The following is a 19188-nucleotide window of genomic DNA, read 5'->3' as shown; positions in this document are numbered from 1 at the left end:
ACCATCGTCTTGCGGTAACCAACCCGCGCATATCAGTCTGACACCACCGTCGTTGACCAACGACCGCCGCCGCACCGACTGACATCGATCAAAGCGTCGCTGGTGTAGAGGCGAGCATAAGCCCATTCGTGTGCGAGTGTGCGGTGAAAGCGCTCTACTTTGCTCTTTGTCCGAGGGCGATAAGGACGTGTCCGACGGTGTCTTGCCTCGCCGAGCTCGTAATCGCGAAAAGCGTTGGAGCGGTAGCAGGACCCGTTGTCGGTCAACACATCGCGTACTGTGATGCCGCGCCTCTAAGCCAGCAGCTTGGACGTCAGCGACAGGGACAAGCGCCACGTTCTTTGTCACCGCGAACCGGCGCTCACAGTCCTCGCAGCGGACCAAATACTCGCGGTAGCCACTGGGGCGCACACCGCACCTAGACATCGTGCTATCACGAACGACACCGATGCGCTATGACCTCGATGTAGGCATGTGCCAATGTCATTTCTTTGCGTGTCGACGGTTACGCGTACGCCAATCAGCCGCCACGTCCAGTGCGCGCTCTATTCGAGATTCGCAGTAGCTCTTAGGGTTTCGGGTCAGCGGACAGTTTGGAGCCCTGCGCTGCTTGCGACGTTCTGCACCACCTGACTGGCGGCGCCGCGAACGCCAGCAGCAACGCTTCCGAGCCATCGGGCCGTCTGGCGAGGGTGCTTCAGAAAATTGGCATAGCTGGACTGCCACCAGTAGTTGATCGACATGTTTTCGCCGACGCCCCACACGGCGTGCCACCAGAACAACGGTATATAGAGCATGTCGCCCGGCCCGAGCTCGACGACAGCGCGGTCGGCGTCGGCCCAATCGGGGAATTCAGCCAAATCCGGGTCGGCCACGTTGACTCGGGAGAGGTTGTTGCCGATGTAACCGAACGGGTAGGGGTAGACGCGGGCAATCTCCCGAGGAGGGCAGAGCATCACTTGCTTCTTACCGCGGACCTGCGTGAGGAAGTTGTCGGCATAGTCGTAATGCAGTGACGTGAAGTTGTTGCCCGGGCCGAACCAGAGGTTGACTGCGGCGAACTTGTCCTCGTCGACGAAAGCGGGAAATCGGACATCGGGCCAGAGTTCGGGCAGGGCCGTCTCGATGGGGAGTTGCACGGCGTAAAGCTCGCCGTCCGAGATGGCGCCGCTTGCAAGCAGGTCTATGTATTCCGCGAACTTCATCTCAGACGCGCTCGCCATGGTCCCGCTCTTTGCGTCGGGGATGTGAGTGCCCGCAGTAGTGACCTTGGAGGGGCTTAGCGGGCGGGCACCGATCTTCTCCGTGAGGTAGTCGTTTGTCCACCGCTCCAGCGCCGGCCAGCCCTGCGTCGCTCCGGAGATGACAACCGGGCGCTGTGGGCCGATGAAATGCTCCTCCAGTTCACCGCGGCTGGGGCATTCCACCCTGGGCACCTCGAAGGTGTTACTGACGTCGAACAAGCGTTCCCTCCCTATGGAGCGGTGATCCTGCACCGCAATCGTGGCAAACTACCACACGCAGTGCAGCCACTACGGTTCCCAGCGATCGGGCAGTGCCGGGTTGTCGGGCGGACCGTGCAAATCTTCTACGCCGGTCCTGTCGGCTCGATTCGTGCGGACGTTCACCCGTGGTGCCACCAGTAAACCCTCGCTCGACCGAGCACGTCAACGGGGGTTGACCCCGTTGACAGATTGACGCGCGCGTGCTCACGAACTCAGCGAAATGGTGACCGCAACGGTTCGGCCCGTCGATATTCGACCTGACCGGCAAAGCGCAGAAATGCAACATTCGCCGTAGTAGCCTGACGCGAACGGCCACTCGAGGTTGCGGGCATCCTGGCCTCGATCACAGTGACCGCTACCGGGGATTCACACACGGGCTTCGAGGGGGCCGTCGAGTGAGGGAGGGATCGACGTGGAATCCGAAGTCTTGACGTTGACGGACGCAAAAATTGTTCCGGGACCGCCGCTTCCGCTCATCATAGAGCCAACTAGAGATGGGCTGGACGTCGTGGCTTGGGCGGAAGCACAGCGTGCGCCGCTTCACGAACTCCTACTTCGCCACGGGGGCATCGTCTTTCGAGGGTTCACCGGAGCATCGGTTGAGACGTTCCGCAAGTTCATCGCGGCTGTGTCAGGCGAGCCCCTCCCCTACGTCGGCAGGACCTCGCCACGACATGAAGTGGGCGACCGCGTGTACACGTCGACCGACTATCCCCCGCACACGCGTATTCCGCTCCATAACGAATCGTCCTATAGCAAGACCTGGCCGCTGCGACTCTTCTTTCATTGTGTGACACCGCCGGCCAGCGGTGGTGCCACGCCGATAGCCGACAGCCGCAACATCTATCGGCGAATCTCACCCGAACTGCGCCAACGGCTGGAGGAACGCGATTACCTCTACGTCCGCCACTTCACGCCGACACTCGGCGTCAGTTGGCAGGAGGCTTTCCAGACAGCAGACCGCGCGGAGGTCGAGCGCTATTGCGCCGACAACGACATCGACCTCACCTGGGGAGCCGGGGACGAACTCACCACTCGGCAGCGTCGGCCGGTGTCCGCGACACACCCGGAGACGGGCGAAAAGACGTGGTTCAACCATCTCACCTTCTTCCATGTCTCCACGCTCGACCCCATGGTGGCCGAAGCGTTGCTCTCGATGGGGAAAGAGAACCTGCCGAACAACACCTATTACGGTGACGGCGAGGACATCGAGCCGGAAGCCCTGGACGAACTGCGCGCCGCCTACGACGCAGAAACGGTTTCGATACCGTGGCAGGAAGGCGACATCATGATGCTCGACAACATGCTCGTCGCCCACAGCCGGGACACGTACAAGCCGCCCCGGAAGATCGTGGTCGGCATGGCAGAACCTTGGTCCCAAAGGTAGCGGTGACGTGGTCGGCTCCTGCCGGCCACAGCGCCACCAGCTAACCCGGCAGACGTCCTAGGGCTTGGCGGCGTCGTTGGCCTTCTTCGCTTCCTGCGCCCGCGCCACTTGTTCCGCGGTGTAGCCGACGAACATCACCACCGTCGCCAACAGGACCACCACTACGCCTATCCCCAGCAAACCATCGGTGAAGCCGCGGTCCAGCGCACTCAACTGGGCGTCGTTCATCGACACCACGGGCCCGGTGACCCCGCCGTGGTGCAGGGTGCGCAATGTGATGACGGCCTGGATGACAACCAGCACAAGCGGACCTCCGATCATCCTCACCATCACGGCGACGGCAGAAGCGGGCCCTATCCGGTCCGAGCCGACACTGGCGATCAGCGACAGCATGAGCGGAATTTCGAGCAGGCCCAAGCCGATCCCCCCGACGACGAGCGGTACCACGAGATTCGGAAAGTACGGAACGTCGCGATTGAGCGTGGAGCCGTACAGCATCGCACCCAACAGCAAGATAGCGCCGGCTATCACCACTACCCGTGGCGGGAACCACTTCACCACCTGCGATGATGCCCCCATACCGGTTGCCTGTGCGAGGGCAAACGGAATGAAACTGATGCCCGCCTGCAGCGGCGTGTAGCCCATGACGTCCTGCACATACAGCGCGATGAGCACCGCCAGCGTAAAGCCCGTCCCGCCGGAGAGAAACATCGATGCGTAGGTCGCCAGCCGATTGCGATCGGTGAACAGGCTGAAAGGTACGACGGGGGTCTCGGCGTTGCGCTCGACCATGATGAACAGAAGGGAAGCGGCAAGAGCCACCGCAAGGGAGCCGATGGTCAAGGCCGACAGCCATCCATTCTCCGGTCCCATCGACAATCCGAAAACTGCCGCGGTGCAGATCAACGTGGCGAGTACCGCTCCCGCGACATCAAGCTTCATCCGCTCCTTCTGCGTTTCCTGCAGCATTGCGCGGGCCACGAAGATCACCAGCAGCCCGATGGGCACGTTGACCCAGAACACCAGTCGCCACGACATGTCGGTGAGCATGCCGCCCAACACGAGCCCCATCACCGAACCGATACCGATCATCGCGCCCAGCACCGCGGTCGCAGCGTTGCGTACCGGACCTTTCGGGAAGGTGGTCGCAACCAGAGCCATGCACGTCGGCGCGATGATCGCCGCCGCCGCGCCGTGTACCAGACGGGCGATCACAAGGGCTCCGCCATTCCAAGCGATCGCGCACATGGCCGAGGCGAGCGTGAACATCGCAACCCCGATGATGAAGGTGCGCTTCCGGCCGATTGTGTCCCCGAGCCGACCACCGACCAGCATCAGACCGCCGAATGTGAGTACGTAGGCGGTGATGACCCAACTGCGCATACCGTCTGAGAGGCCCAGTTCATTTTGAATCGTGAAGAGGGCGAGGATCACGACGGGGCCGTCCATCGACGCCATCAGTTGAGTGCCACCGATCGCCAGAATTACGGCAACGAATCGTCGAGACCTCAGCAAAGCCGGAACGAACCTTTTTCCGCCATCCGAGGTGGTCTGATCGACGGCAGTCGAGCCCAATTGCATTGCGTTCTCGTCGTTTGAGTGAGCGGCCGCCCGCTCCCCGTCGTTGAGAAACGCCATAGTCGCTTACCCTACAGCAAACGCGGCTGCCGCGGCAGGCCGGTCAAGCGCGAAGCCCCTTGTGCCGGTTGACCATCGCCCGGGGGGCGCGCATCATCCGCAGGATCGACAGCCGGTACAGCAAAGAATTCGAGTAGGCGCGGTCGGCGCCCATGGCCCACAATTCTCGCGAATTCTCAATTGCAGTGCGGAAATCGTGCTCACAGACCCGGTATTCCTCGAACACGCGATCCAGCACGGCACTATCCCAGGGTTCATCTCGCGCCGCCGCGCGCATCGCACCGTAAACCGCAGAGATCCAGTCCGTCCCGAAGCGCTCTGTCACCTGTCCGGTGAAACGCTGACGCCGGAGGCTCGGCGCGAGAAATTCCTCTATTGCGTTCTCATCCCGGGCATCCAAATCGACGCCGATGGCAGCGGAGATCCGCGACATCTCCCGGCGCCAGTCTTCGAGGAGGTTGGCATAGTCGATGAACACTCGCGCCACACCACGCGTGTTTCGCTCAGCCAGCAGACAATTCTTCAGCCATAGGGCGCTCGAAAGCTCGGGCGTGGTCGGACCAGCTGCCGCAAGGGACGCGATGACCTCTTGCGGGTGGCGCAACGCGATCACCGCCGCGACGTCCAGTCCGGTTGTATGAGCCGCCTCGAACCACAAATCACACAGCGCCGTTATATGAGTGTCTTTGATGACCACCAGTGGCCCATCCGGTAGTTCGGAAAGAAATGCACCGATCTTGGATGTCCACGCCGCTTTCTCCTCGGCGTCGAAGGCGCCGTCCTCCAGCAAGCGCAGTGACGGGTCGAACCCCGCACTCCCGTGCCGACGCAAGATCGTCTCGTTGAGAACGAGTGTTGCGCGCGGCTCCCAGTAGCCACGTGGATTGTGGTCATCTGCGGGCCTTACGTCGGCCGGAAGCGCGCCTCCACACAGCGACAGCACCCGCGCGAGCGCCGAGGTTCCAGACCGGCCCTGACCGAGCACAAACAAAACTAGCCGCCGGGCCTTCATGTCCGAAGGAGCCGGGTATTCCATTGTCAGATCCTCTTCCACGGAGGTCCCCCTAATATCGTGATCAACTGTTCAACATCCCCGAATCTGGGCGCCCGACACTGACCGCATGAGCGTTCTCGCACGTCGGCCTCCTTTGTGGTGGGTTGCGTTGCGGCTTCCACAACTTCAGATCGCGGCATGCTTCAGAGCTCGCTGACGTTGGACAGGGATAGATCCCTTCCATCGATTCGTCGGATATCGGTTGGCGCGGCCGGCAATCGCAGGCTCGACAAACGGTTGTAGCTTCTATCGAAGAAGTGCACGTTGCCCGGCACATACCTTCTGCCCAATCTCGTTGCGTACCCGGACTCCCCGACAACCACCGTGTCCTTGTCCACCGAAAGTCCGCGCGTAAGCAATTCGCCCACGTGCGTGACCACACCGTGACGGTTGACGAGGTTGCCCCCGCGTGAATCGCATACCAACCATTCGCCGTCTTCGAGGAACACAACGTTGTGACAACCCGCGCCGGGCACCGTGAACCGGTTTTTCATCTCGAAGTTCTCGTCTGTCTGCACCAACTCGCTGAATTTCCCGTTCGACAGCCCATTTTGCAAGAGGAGATATATGGAGCCCTGTTCGGCGACGATGGAGTTGATGTGAGCGTACTTTCCACCCGGGACTATGTAACGATTGGGACCCGTCTTGTAACCCGCGAATTCCGATCCGAGCGGGAAAAATTCTTCTTCCAGTTCGAAGGCCTCATTGAAGCGCAAGATTTTCTGGCAGAACGTATCGATAATATGGAGCTTGTCGCCGATGAAATCCATTTGATGGCAGTTGGTATGCAAACCCCTGATGACCACCGACTCACGGTGAATTCGATTGCCTTCGATCTCCAATTTGATCACGCGGCCATGCAATCTGCCTCGTAGCTGTAGCGGTTTGCCCCGAAACTGTATGCGGTTCAGGAGGATTCCGGTGTCGTAAATGTCATGCGCTTGGTAGCAGTAGATGCATCCGTCCTTGATGGTGACACCGAAGAACACCCCGCCCATGATCTTCATCCACTGCCGTTCATTGACGGCGTACAGTCCCTCCCGTGATGCCACGACGTGGGTATAGCCTGTGAGATCCCTGTTGCGCACAGGCACCAGACTTGATCGGTATACCAAACGATCGACGATCTTGAAGTTCAGGACAGTCTTGAGATCGGTGAGAGTTGATGCGACTGTATGCCGAAACAACCCGAATCGGGATTTCGGCAGTTCCTCTCGGAACTGGCGAAACATTACGACGTTACCCTCGGGATCTCTTATCGAGAGCAGCCATCTGCCCCAATAACTGAACCAGGGGAGGCGCTCGAATCCAAGGTTTCTCGGCGGCTCCTCGAGTTCGATGTTCTGCCGTTTCAGCCGGTCTCTGACGTCATCCATATCTCGGATCTGTAGGAGAAATCGAGCAGTGCCCGGGGTGGCGCTATCCGGTCGGAAACTCTTGGCGTCGTGTATCACCAATCCTCGGCCTATCGGGCCGGTGCTCACGAAATAGGGGCAAGGGTATCCGTAGACCTCACGGTGGAACTCGATCCCTATGGCTCGACGATAGAATTCGGCCAGCTTTTCCGGATCCGCCGAGACAAGCTCGACCGATACGAGTCCTTGGACAGCGCTGTCCGTCACCTCAGTCCTCCTTCCACGATCGTCTGCCGAATTCGAGTAAGCAAGGAGTTGCGCCACCGGCCACCCAGTACGCAGGCACGGCCCGGGACTTCGCGCCATCTGGGTTCCTCGCGTGAGGTCGAGTGTCCATCCCCCAGGCTGAATCCGGCGTTCGATGCACAATCGTGTCGATGCGGGCCATTTTCTTTGCTCCGGAGGCGCGGCATTTCCGAAATCGTCGACTCCGGGAACCGGCTCGCACAGTACGCTTTTGCTGGTCGCGTTTGCGATCGGTTCAGATTGGGGGGCTCATGTGCGGAATCGCTTCCATCCTCGACGTGCGGGGTGACCCCCGGGTACTCCGTGAGCGGGCCATCACGATGGCTCGCCTGCTGCGCCACCGGGGTCCGGACTGGAGCGGGATCTACGCCGACGAGAATGCGGTCCTCGCCCACGAGCGACTTTCGATTGTCGACGTGGAGCATGGTGCGCAGCCCTTGACGGATCAGGCAGTCCAACTCGTGCTCGCAGTCAACGGCGAGATCTACAACCATCAAAGCCTCCGAGCTGAATTCCCCGACTACGCATTCAAGACCGCATCGGACTGTGAGGCGATCATCCCGCTCTACGAGCGGTACGGGACCCACTTCCTCAATCGCCTCAGCGGGATTTTCGCGTTCGTGCTCTACGACAAGCGGACCAACGACTTTCTCGTCGCCCGGGATCCCATCGGTGTCATTCCCCTCTACACAGGGCGAGACGAGAATGGAAACCTGTACGTCGCCTCGGAGATGAAGGCGCTGATTCGATACTGCCGGCACATCGAGGACTTCCCACCGGGCCACTATCTGACACGCGGCCTTGACAAGCCCCGGCGTTATTACGATCCGGAATGGCGCGATTTCTCGGCGGTCACTGGGCGCCCCCTCGACACCACGCATCTGCGAACGGCGCTCGAAGCCGCTGTTCATCAACAGTTGATGTCCGACGTTCCCTACGGAGTTCTCATTTCGGGAGGACTCGATTCGTCCGTCATCTCGGCGGTCACCGCCGGCTTCGCCGAGAACCGGATCGAAGACGGCGACCGGACCCAGGCCTGGTGGCCTCGGCTGCATTCGTTCTGCATCGGCCTCGAAGGCTCTCCCGATCTCGCCGCCGCCCGAAAGGTCGCTACGGCGATCGGCACTGTGCACCACGAATTTCAGTTCACGGTGCAAGAGGGGATCGACGCGCTCTGGGATGTGATCTACCACATCGAGACGTACGACGTGACGAGCATCCGCGCTTCGACTCCGATGTATCTGATGATGCGACGGATCAAGGCGATGGGGATCAAGATGGTGCTCTCTGGTGAGGGTGCCGACGAGGTCTTCGGCGGTTATCTCTACTTCCACAAGGCTCCTGGCGCGCAGGAATTCCATGAGGAGACGATCCGCAAGCTGGACCTGCTTCACAAGTATGACTGTCTTCGTGCGAACAAGGCAGCGGCTGCGTGGGGCGTTGAGATACGGGTACCGTTCCTTGATCGCGAATTCCTCGACGTTGCAATGTCTTTCGATCCCCGCGAGAAAATGGTCGGGCAGGGCCGGATGGAGAAGTGGCCGCTGCGGAGAGCATTCGAGGGCCAACTGCCCGATGAGATTCTCTGGCGACAGAAGGAACAGTTCTCCGACGGTGTCGGCTATCGGTGGATCGATTCGCTGAAGGCGGTCGCGGAGGCGCGGGTGTCCGACTACCAAATGCAAAGCGCGAGATACCGATTCCCGGATAATCCTCCGGCCACCAAAGAGGCGTACATGTACCGGGAGATCTTCGAATCGCACTTCCCCGGTCACGCCGCAGCAGCCTGCGTCCCGGGAGGACCAAGTATTGCCTGCAGCACTCCCGCAGCCATCGCTTGGGATATGAGCTTTGCGCAGAACGCAGACCCGTCGGGTCGCGCGGTGCTTGGCGTCCATCAGGTTGCGATCGCCGAAGCGTAAGGACGGAGCGCGACAGCCGACTCTGCGTGTGGAGACCTCAGAGTACAAACCGATGGCGCAAGGCCTTTGGCCCGCACAACCTGCGGTTCGGCTCATCACTCCAGTTGCCCCCCAACCATTAAATCTGCGTGCTCACCCTCTCAAAGGGACTGACCCTCGAGCGGGGCCCGAGGTTTGATGTTCGCGTCTTTCGCCGACCTGGTGGGCGGAAGAAGGCGATAGCTGAGTTTCGACGAGATGCGTTTGTGGGAGTCGTGCCACTACGGATCGAGCCCCCGAATCTTTCACCACAACGCCTCAGGATTCCAACGAGAGTTTGAGTTGTTCGACGTATGTACTCAACGCTTCGTCGGAGGTCATCTCGTCGTGCCCACAGTCGACCGAGTGCACAGTCATGTCGCCGGAAATGTAAGGCCGCCAATCCTGCGGGTTGTTCGGATTGTCGCCCCGCGCAGCGGAAAACACGATCATGTCGCCGTCGAATACGTCAGGTACATGCTCACGTAGATACGAGAGATTGGTGTTGTGGTTGTAAACCGCGAACTCGAAGATCGGCTTCGGTGGAAGGACGAATTCGACCACTCGTCCCTGTTGACGAATCAGTTCTTCAGCCCGCCGGTAGGTCAGCTTCTCGGAACTTTCGGGGATATCTATACCGCTGGATCGCAAGAACAGGGTCAGCAGACGACCCTCGGCCGGGCCCTCGTCGTCAATACCTCGCTCTTCTCCATCATCGGAGCTGAGCACCGGATCGAGCATGATGAGGTGCTTGACGATACTTCCCCGTCGGCGAAGCTCCACGGCTAGTTCATGGGCTACCGGACCTCCGAAAGACCATCCGAGAAGGTTGTAGGGCCCTTCGGGATAGATTGCTTGAATTCGATCCGCGTAGTTCCTCGCCATGTCTCGGATGGATCGGGGTACGGCCTCGCCGTCCTGGGGGATCTGGTTGATACCGATGATCGGACAGTCGAGATACTCGCGCAGACCGCGGTACGCATAACTCTGTCCGTTGCCTTCATGGATGCAACACAGCGGGACGCCCGTTCCCTCCTTGAAGACCTCGACAGGAATCAATTCCACTCCGCTGTCGTCTCTGTCGAGTTGTTCGCTCAGACTGCGGACGGAGGGGGCATGGAACAGCGTGCGGACTGCGAGATGAGAGTCCAGCGCTCTGTTGATGGCGGCGATCGCCCGCATCGCCGACAGCGAATCGCCGCCGAGTTCGAAGAAGGAGTCGTCGACGCTGACGCGGTCTAGGCCCAGGACTTGGGCGTAGATGCCGGCCAGGATTTCTTCGATCGCATTGGCCGGAGCGCGGTAATTGTCGATGTCGCTGTATTCAGGTGCGGGCAGGGCGCGGGTATCGAGTTTGCCGTTGACAGTCAACGGCAACCCCGCCAGCACCACGACCGCGGTGGGCACCATATAGGCCGGCAACTGCGCTGCCAACCGCGCGCGCACCTGGGAAGGATCGGCGCTGCCGGTGATGTAACCGACCAGCCGTTTATCCCCGGGCCGATCCTCACGAGCGATCACCACCGCCTGCTCGACCCCATCGACAGCGTTCAACGCCGCCTGCACCTCACCGAGCTCGATGCGATACCCACGGATCTTGACCTGCTCATCAGCACGACCCGCATACACCAACTGCCCATCAGCACCCCAACGCACCAAATCCCCAGTGCGATACATCCGCTGCCCGGGCGCCCCCGCCCCACCAAACGGACACGCCACAAACCGCGACGCACTCAACCCCGCCCGACCCACATACCCATAGGCCAACCCCGCACCGGCCACATACAACTCACCAACCACCCCCGCCGGCACCGGCCGCAACCACCCATCGAGAACAAAGAACCCCAAATGAGCCAACGGCACCCCGATCGGGCTGAGCGTGTCCTCGACATCAGCGGCCACAATCTCACGCAACGAAGCATGCACCGTGGTCTCGGTGATGCCATACATATTCAACAACCGCGGCAACCCCGGATGACGATGCAACCACGGCCGAAGACGATGCGGCTCAAGGGCTTCCCCACCAAAGACCACCGTCTCGAGCTTGAGCTGATCACCCAACTCCGGAGCCAACCCATCAGCGGCCTGCAACGCATAAAACGCCGACGGCGTCTGACTGAGCACACTGACCTGCTCAGCAACCAACAACGCATGCAACTCTTCTGGCGAACGCACCACCGCATCCGGGACCACCACCACCCGGCCCCCACTCAACAGCGCCCCAAAAACCTCCCACACCGAAAAATCAAACGCCAACGAATGACACTGCGACCACACCCCCGCACCAGGCACATCAGCATCCAACGTCTCCAACAACCGAGTCACATTGCCATGCGGAACCGCCACCCCCTTGGGCACACCAGTCGTACCCGAGGTGTAAATCACATACGCCACACTGTCGGGCCCCGGCACCGGCAACACCGCACCCCGCTGCCCCACCCCAACATCATCAACCAACACAACACCAACACCATGCCCATCGACCCGCGAACACAACTCCGCAGTCGTGATCACCACCACCGGCCCAGCATCAGCAACCACAAAACCAATACGCGCATCGGGATGAGCCGGATCCATCGGCACATAAGCCGCCCCACACTTCAACACCGCCAACATCGCCACAACCGCCTGCCCCGAACGCGGCAACAACAACCCCACCCGCTCACCAGGACCCACCCCACGGCCAATCAACACATAGGCCAACCGATCCGACGCCTCATCCAACTCCCGATACGTCCACGACCGCGCCCCATAACTCACCGCCACCGCATCCGCAGCACGAGCCACCTGCTCAGCGAACAACACCGGAATCGACACCGACCCCCGCGCCCCACCAACCAAAACCGCCCGATTACCCACCTCATCCAAACGAACACGCTCACCAACACCCAACACATCCACCGACGACAACCGCCGACCCGGCTCCCCCGCCATCGCCACCAACACCCGCTCCAACCGACCAACCAGCGCCTCAACACCAACAGCATCAAACACATCAGTGCGGTACTCGACCGCTCCCGAAATGCCTGCGGGCTCACCGTCTTTCGTCCACTGCTCGGCCAGCGAGAAGGTGAGGTCCATGCGGGCGGTCTGGGTGTCGGCGGGCAGCGGGGAGACCTGCACATCACCGAACGGCAGTTCGGCGGAGGAATCGGTGACATGCCGGGCGAAGTTCTGCCAGGCCAGCATCACCTGCACCAGCGGATGGTGAGTCAGCGATCGGGTCGGGTTGAGCCGCTCCACCAGCACCTCGAACGGCACATCTTGATGTTCGTAAGCCGCCAGGCTGCGTTCTCTCACCTGTCCCAGCAGCTCTGCAACTGTTGGGTCACCGGCGATCTCCACCCGCAGTATCAAGGTGTTGACGAAGAATCCGACCAGGCCGTCAAGCGCCGGATCGCGTCGCCCGGCGATCGGGAACCCGACTGCTACATCGTTGGTGGCGCCCAATTTCGACAGCAACACCGCCAGCGCAGCCTGCACGACCATGAAGCTGGTCGCATTGTGCGCCCGAGCCACCTCGCGCACCTTCTGCTGCAGTTCGACCGGCCAGTTCAGCGTGACCCACGCTCCCCGGTAGTCCGCTACCGGCGGATACGGGCGCTCGGTCGGCAGCTGCAGACGCTCGGGCATTCCGGCCAGCATCTTCTCCCAGTAAGCCACCTGCGCGGAGATGCGGCTCTCGGGGTCTTCAACATCCCCCAGTTGATCTCGCTGCCACAGCGTGTAGTCCACATACTGCACCGGTAGCGGCTCCCACAGCGGGGCTCGTCCCGCGCACCGCGCGGCGTATGCGACCGCCAGATCACCGACAAGCGGTTCGATCGAGACGCCGTCGGCGGCGATATGGTGCACGGCGGCCACCAGAACATGCTCTTCGTCGGCGAGGCGGAAAAGCTTGGCCCGCAACGGGATATCAGTTGCCAGGTCGAACGGGCGACGTACCTCTGTGTTGATGGATTCAGTGAGGCGGTCCTCGGGCCATCCTGCGGCATCGACCACATCCCAGCTGAGATCGACGTCTTCGGCCGGCACGACCAGTTGCTGCGGCGTCCCCTCGGGCGCGACGAACAGTGTCCGTAGGCTCTCGTGGCGGCCCACCACATCGGCTAGGGCCTGACCCAAGGCTTTGGCATCGAGCCTCCCACGAACACCGAAGGCCACCGCGATGTTGTAGATCGCGGACGGTCCCTGCAACTGGTCGATGAACCACAACCGCTGTTGGGCGAATGACAACGGCACCGCTGCCGGCCGTTCCATTGGCTGCAGAGGCTCCAACCCGCCGCCGTCCATACCGACCCGGGACGCCAACTGCGCCACCGTCGGCTCTTCGAAGAAGGTGGGGACTGCGAGACCTGCTGCCAGAGACTTGTTGGCCATGGCGATAACTCGCATCGCCAAGATACTGTCGCCGCCCAACTCGAAGAAGGAGTCGTCGACACCGACCCGTTCCACGCCGAGCACTTGGGCGAAGATTCCGGCCAAAATCTCTTCGGTCGGAGAGCTGGGCGCGCGGTACCGATCGACGTCGGCGTATTCCGGCGCCGGCAGCGCACGCCTGTCAAGTTTGCCGTTGGCCGTCAACGGCAGCGCGTCCATCGACACCACAGCCGAGGGAATCATGAAGCCCGGCAGGCGTTCTCCCAACGCATCGCGGAGTTCTGATGTATCCACGGGCCCGGTCACGTACGCCACCAGCCGTTTGTCGCCGGGCTGGTCCTCGCGTGCGATCACCGCCGCCTGTTCGACCCCGGGATAGCCGGCCAACGCCGCCTGCACCTCACCGAGTTCGATTCGGTAGCCGCGGATCTTGACCTGCTCATCGGCCCGGCCCAAATGCTGCACCTGACCATCAGCGCCCCAACGCACCAAATCACCGGTGCGATACATACGCTCCCCGACCCCACCGAATGGGCACGCGACGAACCGCGAGGCGGTCAGCGCTGCCCGGCGCACGTAGCCGCAGCCAAGACGGCCGGCAACATACAACTCGCCGACTACTCCGGCCGGCACGGGACGCAGCCACTGGTCCAACACGAAGAACGCCGCTCCGGGCACCGGAGTACCGATCGGCACCACATCCGACCCCTCGACCAGCGGAGCGCTGATCGCCGCGAACATCGACGTCTCGGTCGGGCCGCAGACATTGATCATCACCCGACCGGGCGCCCACCGGTCGGCCAACTCAGCCGGGCATGGCTCGCCGCCCATGATCAGCAACTGAACCGACTCCAGCCCCTCCGGCGACAACACCGCCAGAGCAGAGGGAGTCTGGCTCACCACCGTGACGCGCTCAGCGATCAAGAGGTCATGGAAGTCCTCGGCCGAACGGACCACCTCGTCGGGTACGACCACCAAATGAGCCCCGTGCAGAAGCGCACCGAAAATCTCCTGCACCGAGACGTCGAACCCCAGGGAATGCCACTGTGACCACACCCCGGTCAACGGCAGATAGTCGGGCAGAGCCGCCAACATCTGAGTGACGGTGTGGTGAGAAACCACCACTCCCTTGGGTACACCGGTCGTACCCGATGTGTAGATGACGTAGGCCAGGTCGTCGGGCGAGGGGCCTGGCAATGCGGTGGTCGGCTGGCCCCCGATGCGGGGATCGTCGATATCGATAACCGGCAATGTGCCACCCAACCGTTCGGCCAAGCCCGCCGCGCTGACGGCTAGCACCGGTGCAGCGTCGGCGAGCATGAAACCGATTCGCGCATCAGGGTGCATCGGATCGATCGCCAGGTATGCCGCCCCAGCCTTGAGCACGGCCAGAATCACCACGACCGCCTCCGCCGACCGCGGCAACAACAGGGCCACGCACTCACCCGGGCCGGCACCCTCGGCGACCAGCAAGTGAGCCAATTGGTTGGCGGCCTCATCCAGCTCGCGGTATGTCCAAGTTCGCTGTGCCTCGCTGAGCGCCACCGCCTCCGGCGCACGGGCCACCTGCACGGCGAACAGCGAGGGGATCGACACCGGCGACCCTGCGGACTCACTCAACACCGCTCGGTGACCGAGATCGTTCAGCCGAGCGTGCTCGGCGGCATCGAGGCAATCCACCGACGACAACCGGCGCTCCGGGTCGGCTGCCATGGCTGCCAGCAACCGCTCGAACCGCCCTATAAACGTCGCGACGTCGGCGGCGTCGAATACATCGGTGTCATATTCAACGCGAAGACCGATCTCGCGACCGGGGCGCGCCGCCACCGTCAGCCGGTAATGGTTGTACTCGTAAGCGTTGATCTTGGGGATCGCCAATTCGTGATCGCCCGACAGCGCCTCGGTGTCAATCGGATAGTTCTCGTAGAGGAAGAGAGTGTCGAACAACTGATCGTGTCCGGCAGCACGGTGGATCTCGTTCAGGGGAAGGTGCTGATGCTCGACGGTTCGATTGTGTGCGCTTTGCATCTGGCCGAGTAGGTCGGCGGTGGTGGTCGCCGCGGTGAGGGTCGCGCGCACAGGCACGGTGTTGATCAGCATGCCAACCATCGATTCCGAGCCGGGCACCTCAGCCGGCCGGCCCGAAACGGCGATACCGAACGCGACGTCACTCTGACCGGTCAACTGAGCCACCGACTGCGCGAACGCGCTCTGCAAGACGATGTTGACGGTGGTATGACGTGAACGGGCCAACTCGCCGAGCACCCGCGTGGTGTGCTCCGACATCAGGTGCGAAGAAACGCCTCTCCGCCCCAGCCCCGCCCCGCCGGGCGGGCCGACGAGAGTCGGTGTGTCGAAACCGGAGAACAAGGAAGCCCAGCACTCCTGCGCCGCAACTCGATCCTGACTGGCCAGCCAGCTGACGAAGCTGCGGTAGGAGACAGGCTCGGGTAGGCGCTGACCGTAGTAGGCGGCAATGATCTCCTGCAGCAGGATCGGCCGCGACCAGCCGTCCATGACGATGTGGTGATTGGTGAGCACGAATCGGTGCTGATCCGGCGCGGTCCGGATCAGCGCCGCCCGGAAGGCGGGCGGATCGTCGAAATCGCAGACGGCGGCGCGCTCGGCCGCGCAGACGATTTGAACCTCATCCTCGGCATCGACGGCTTCGTCGGTGAGTTCGACGTACCGCCAAGGTGCGGTGGGATCGGCCGGAATGACCTGCACCGGCTCGTCGAACTGTGAGCAGAAGCGGGCCGCCAGGTGCGGATGCCGACCGACCACCGTCTGCACGGCGTCGCGCAGCCGGTTCGGTTCAAGGGGGCCGGTCACGGTCACGTCGAGCTGAATCGCATATACATCGTCGCTTCCGCCCGCCGCGCTGCTTGTGTAGAACAACAGACCTTGCTGCAGCGGGGTCAGCGGCAACACGTCGGCGACGCGGTCTTGCCGGCACAGCTCATCAAGCTGTTGCTGACTCAGCCGGGTCGGCGCCAGATCCGACGGGGTCAATCCGCCGCCACCGGACCGAACATGTGCGCAGATGCCCTTCAGGGCCTCAAACCACAGTCGGCTCAGCTTGCCGACCTGCGACCGGTCGAGCGCCGATCGCGCCCACCTCCAATTGGCGTGCAGTTTCGGGCCGGCGTCGGTGTCGGCCGTGCCCGCATTGAGCTCGACGGTGTGCGACAGCTGCACCGGAATGGCTGCGGCTGCGCCAGTGAGCGATAGCCCCTCGGCGCTGATCCGCCACAAATTCTCAGACAGCTCAACGCCTGCTGCTCCGAGCCGTCCTAGATAGTTGAACCCGATCACTGGATCTGCCTCGGCCAGTTCGACTTCGGGGTTCAGATAGCGCAACAGACCATAGGTCAAGGGGTCCGGCAACGCTCGCAACTGCTCTTTGGCATCTTTGACCACTGTCCCCAGCGCAGGTTCACCGGCGATCACTTGCGCCCAGCTCAGCCCACCAACGGCCAACGAAACCGGGTACTTGGTGGTGAACCATCCCACCGTGCGTGTCAGATCCAGATCGTCGGCCAGTTCCTCGTGCCGGCCGTGGCCCTCGACGTCGATACCGACCGGCGCGTTGCCGATGCTGAGATATTCCGAGCACGCCAATCCGAACGCGATCAACAAAATATCTTGTACGCCAGCATGAAAGGCCGTCGGCACTTCACCCATCAGCATCCGGGTCGTATGGGTGTCGAGCTCTACCGACAAGAATCCGGCCGTGGTGAACGTATCCTCTGCCGGCTGCACAGCCGGCAGTGCGGTCCTGGTTGCCGCCACACGCCGCCACGCTTCTGCGTGCTCCACGACCGCGCTGGAGCGCGCGTGCTCAATCAGCAGCGAGGACCACCCTGCGAACGACGTCCCAGGGGCCGGCAGGATCACGGGTTGACCGCTGTGATGCTGAGCCCATGCTATGTTCAAGTCTTCCAACAGAATTCGCCAGGAGACGCCGTCAACGGCGAAATGGTGGATGATCATCACCAGCTGGCTCGTGGAAGTCACCCACAGCGCACTGAGCATTACACCGGAAGCCGGGCTCAACCGTGACCGCGCCGCCACCAGAGCGTCATCGGACAACTTGTCCACCGTGAGCACGTACTCACCAATGTCGATCGTCCCCGCCTCTGGCACCTTGAGAGACCAGTCCCCCGTGTCGTCTTCATCGACGCGCAGGCGCAACATGGCGTGTCGGTCCACCAATGCTTGCAACACCGCCACCACGTCGGCCTCGGTCACCTCGGAAGGAGCCTGCAGGACCATCGTCTGATTGAACTGCTCGACCGGGCCCTCCATGCCGTACAACCAATGCATGATCGGGGTCGGGACCACCGGCCCGATGCCCTGGTCCTCCGGTCCGCCGATACCATTGACAGCCTTGGCAATTCGGGCCAGCTTGGCCACGGTCTGCTCGACGAAGACATCCTGCGGCCGGAACCGCACACCGGCTGCCCTGGCCCGCGCCACCACCTGCATCGACAAGATGCTGTCGCCGCCGAGTTCGAAAAAGGAGTCGTCGGTCCCGACTCGCTCGAGCCCCAGCACCTGTGCGTAGATCGTGGCCAAAATCTCTTCGGTAGGGCTGGCCGGCGCCCGGTAACGGTCCGCAGCCTGGTATTCCGGCGCGGGAAGAGCCCGCTTGTCGAGTTTGCCGTTCGGAGTCAACGGCAACGCGTCGATCATCACGATGGCTGAAGGAACCATGTACGCAGGTAACCGCTCGGACAGCGCTGTGCGCGCGGCGACCGGGTCCGCAGATCCGGTGAAGTAACCGACCAGACGCTTGTCGCCGGCGCGGTCCTCGCGGGCGATCACCACCGCCTGATCAACTCCATCGCAGCCGGCCAATGCGGCCTGTACTTCGCCAAGCTCGATGCGGAACCCGCGTATCTTGACCTGCTCGTCGGCTCGCCCCAGATACTGCAGCTGCCCGCCAGGACCCCAGCGCACCAGATCACCGGTGCGGTACATCCGCGCCCCGGGGGACCCGAACGGACAGGCCACGAACCGTGATGCCGTCAACCCGGCCCGCAGCCAATACCCAGCCGCCACACCGCCACCGGCGATGTACAACTCACCAACCACACCCGGCGACACCCGTCGTAATCCAGCGTCGAGCACGAACAGTGCCGTACCCACCACCGGAGACCCGATCGGCACGACATCCGAGCCGGCCTGCAGCGGCGCACTCATCGCCGCATACACCGTGGCTTCGGTCGGACCATAAGCGTCGATCATCTTCCGACCGGGGGCCCACCGTTCCACCAGTTCGATCGGACAGGCTTCACCGGCTACCATCAAGACCGTCGACTCGAGCCCCTCTGCCGACAGCATTCCTGCTGCGGATGGCGTCTGACACAAGACGCTGACCTGCTCGGCGAGCAGCAAGGCGTGGAGGTCCTCGGGCGAGCCCGCGACCTCTTCCCGCACCACCACCAGCCGTCCACCGGTCAACAAGGCTCCGAAGATCTCCCACACGGACACGTCGAACGACAGGGAATGCCATTGCGACCACACCCGCTGATTCACCGGCGGCACCGCGATGTCCACCGATGCCATCAGTCGGGTTACGTTGCGGTGGGCGACCGCAACACCTTTGGGCACACCAGTA

6 protein-coding genes and 2 pseudogenes (1 of these 8 only partly in view) are annotated in these 19188 nt (G+C 62.3%); 2 read left to right on the top strand and 6 right to left on the bottom strand.

Annotated features, from left to right (window positions below; genetic code table 11):
* Nucleotides 1-95: 95 nt before the first annotated feature.
* Both AU198_RS25770 and AU198_RS11320 read right to left on the bottom strand, forming a co-directional pair.
* Nucleotides 96-287, bottom strand: a pseudogene (locus tag AU198_RS25770) (IS481 family transposase); the annotation flags it as partial.
* Nucleotides 288-581: 294 nt separating this feature from the next.
* Nucleotides 582-1463 carry a cupin-like domain-containing protein gene (locus AU198_RS11320; RefSeq protein ID WP_197416082.1) on the bottom strand — a complete coding sequence of 294 codons (882 nt, stop codon included), beginning with the start codon at nucleotides 1461-1463 and terminating at the stop codon, nucleotides 582-584.
* Nucleotides 1464-1917: 454 nt separating this feature from the next.
* Between AU198_RS11320 and AU198_RS11315 the strand changes: the two genes are divergently transcribed.
* Complete coding sequence (locus AU198_RS11315) at nucleotides 1918-2892, top strand: TauD/TfdA family dioxygenase (protein ID WP_197416081.1); 975 nt, start codon at nucleotides 1918-1920, stop codon at nucleotides 2890-2892.
* A 57-nt stretch (nucleotides 2893-2949) separates the two neighbouring features.
* On the opposite strand, the gene AU198_RS11310 is transcribed toward AU198_RS11315, so the two are convergent.
* From AU198_RS11310 to AU198_RS11300, 3 genes are all read right to left on the bottom strand, one after another.
* Complete coding sequence (locus AU198_RS11310) at nucleotides 2950-4530, bottom strand: MFS transporter (protein WP_082690965.1); 1581 nt, start codon at nucleotides 4528-4530, stop codon at nucleotides 2950-2952.
* A gap of 43 nt (nucleotides 4531-4573) precedes the next feature.
* Nucleotides 4574-5542: a sulfotransferase family protein gene (locus AU198_RS11305; protein ID WP_064348238.1), complete on the bottom strand. Its 969-nt coding sequence runs from the start codon at nucleotides 5540-5542 to the stop codon at nucleotides 4574-4576.
* Nucleotides 5543-5727: 185 nt separating this feature from the next.
* A complete protein-coding gene (locus AU198_RS11300) occupies nucleotides 5728-7206 on the bottom strand; it encodes a VOC family protein (RefSeq protein ID WP_156431555.1) in 1479 nt (492 codons plus the stop codon).
* Between the two features lie 170 nt (nucleotides 7207-7376).
* Between AU198_RS11300 and asnB the strand changes: the two genes are divergently transcribed.
* Nucleotides 7377-9167 (top strand): asparagine synthase B, encoded by a 1791-nt coding sequence (gene asnB, locus AU198_RS11295; RefSeq protein ID WP_197416080.1) that lies wholly within the window; start codon nucleotides 7377-7379, stop codon nucleotides 9165-9167.
* 297 nt (nucleotides 9168-9464) lie between these two features.
* On the opposite strand, the pseudogene AU198_RS11290 reads toward asnB, so the two are convergent.
* A pseudogene (locus AU198_RS11290) lies at nucleotides 9465-19188 on the bottom strand (amino acid adenylation domain-containing protein); its annotated part runs 578 nt beyond the window's last position; the annotation flags it as partial.

Origin of the sequence: Mycobacterium sp. GA-1199, assembly GCF_001500045.1 — a bacterium.
In the GTDB taxonomy this organism is placed as follows: Bacteria; Actinomycetota; Actinomycetes; order Mycobacteriales; family Mycobacteriaceae; genus Mycobacterium.
This window is presented reverse-complemented; position numbering and strand designations above follow the sequence as displayed.

Bases quoted from the DNA above. Each gene is read 5' to 3' on its own strand.
- AU198_RS11310 (WP_082690965.1), bottom strand. From the start codon at position 4,530: ATGGCGTTTCTCAACGACGGGGAGCGGGCGGCCGCTCACTCAAACGAC.
- AU198_RS11305 (WP_064348238.1), bottom strand. From the start codon at position 5,542: ATGAAGGCCCGGCGGCTAGTTTTGTTTGTGCTCGGTCAGGGCCGGTCT.
- asnB (WP_197416080.1), top strand. From the start codon at position 7,377: ATGCGGGCCATTTTCTTTGCTCCGGAGGCGCGGCATTTCCGAAATCGT.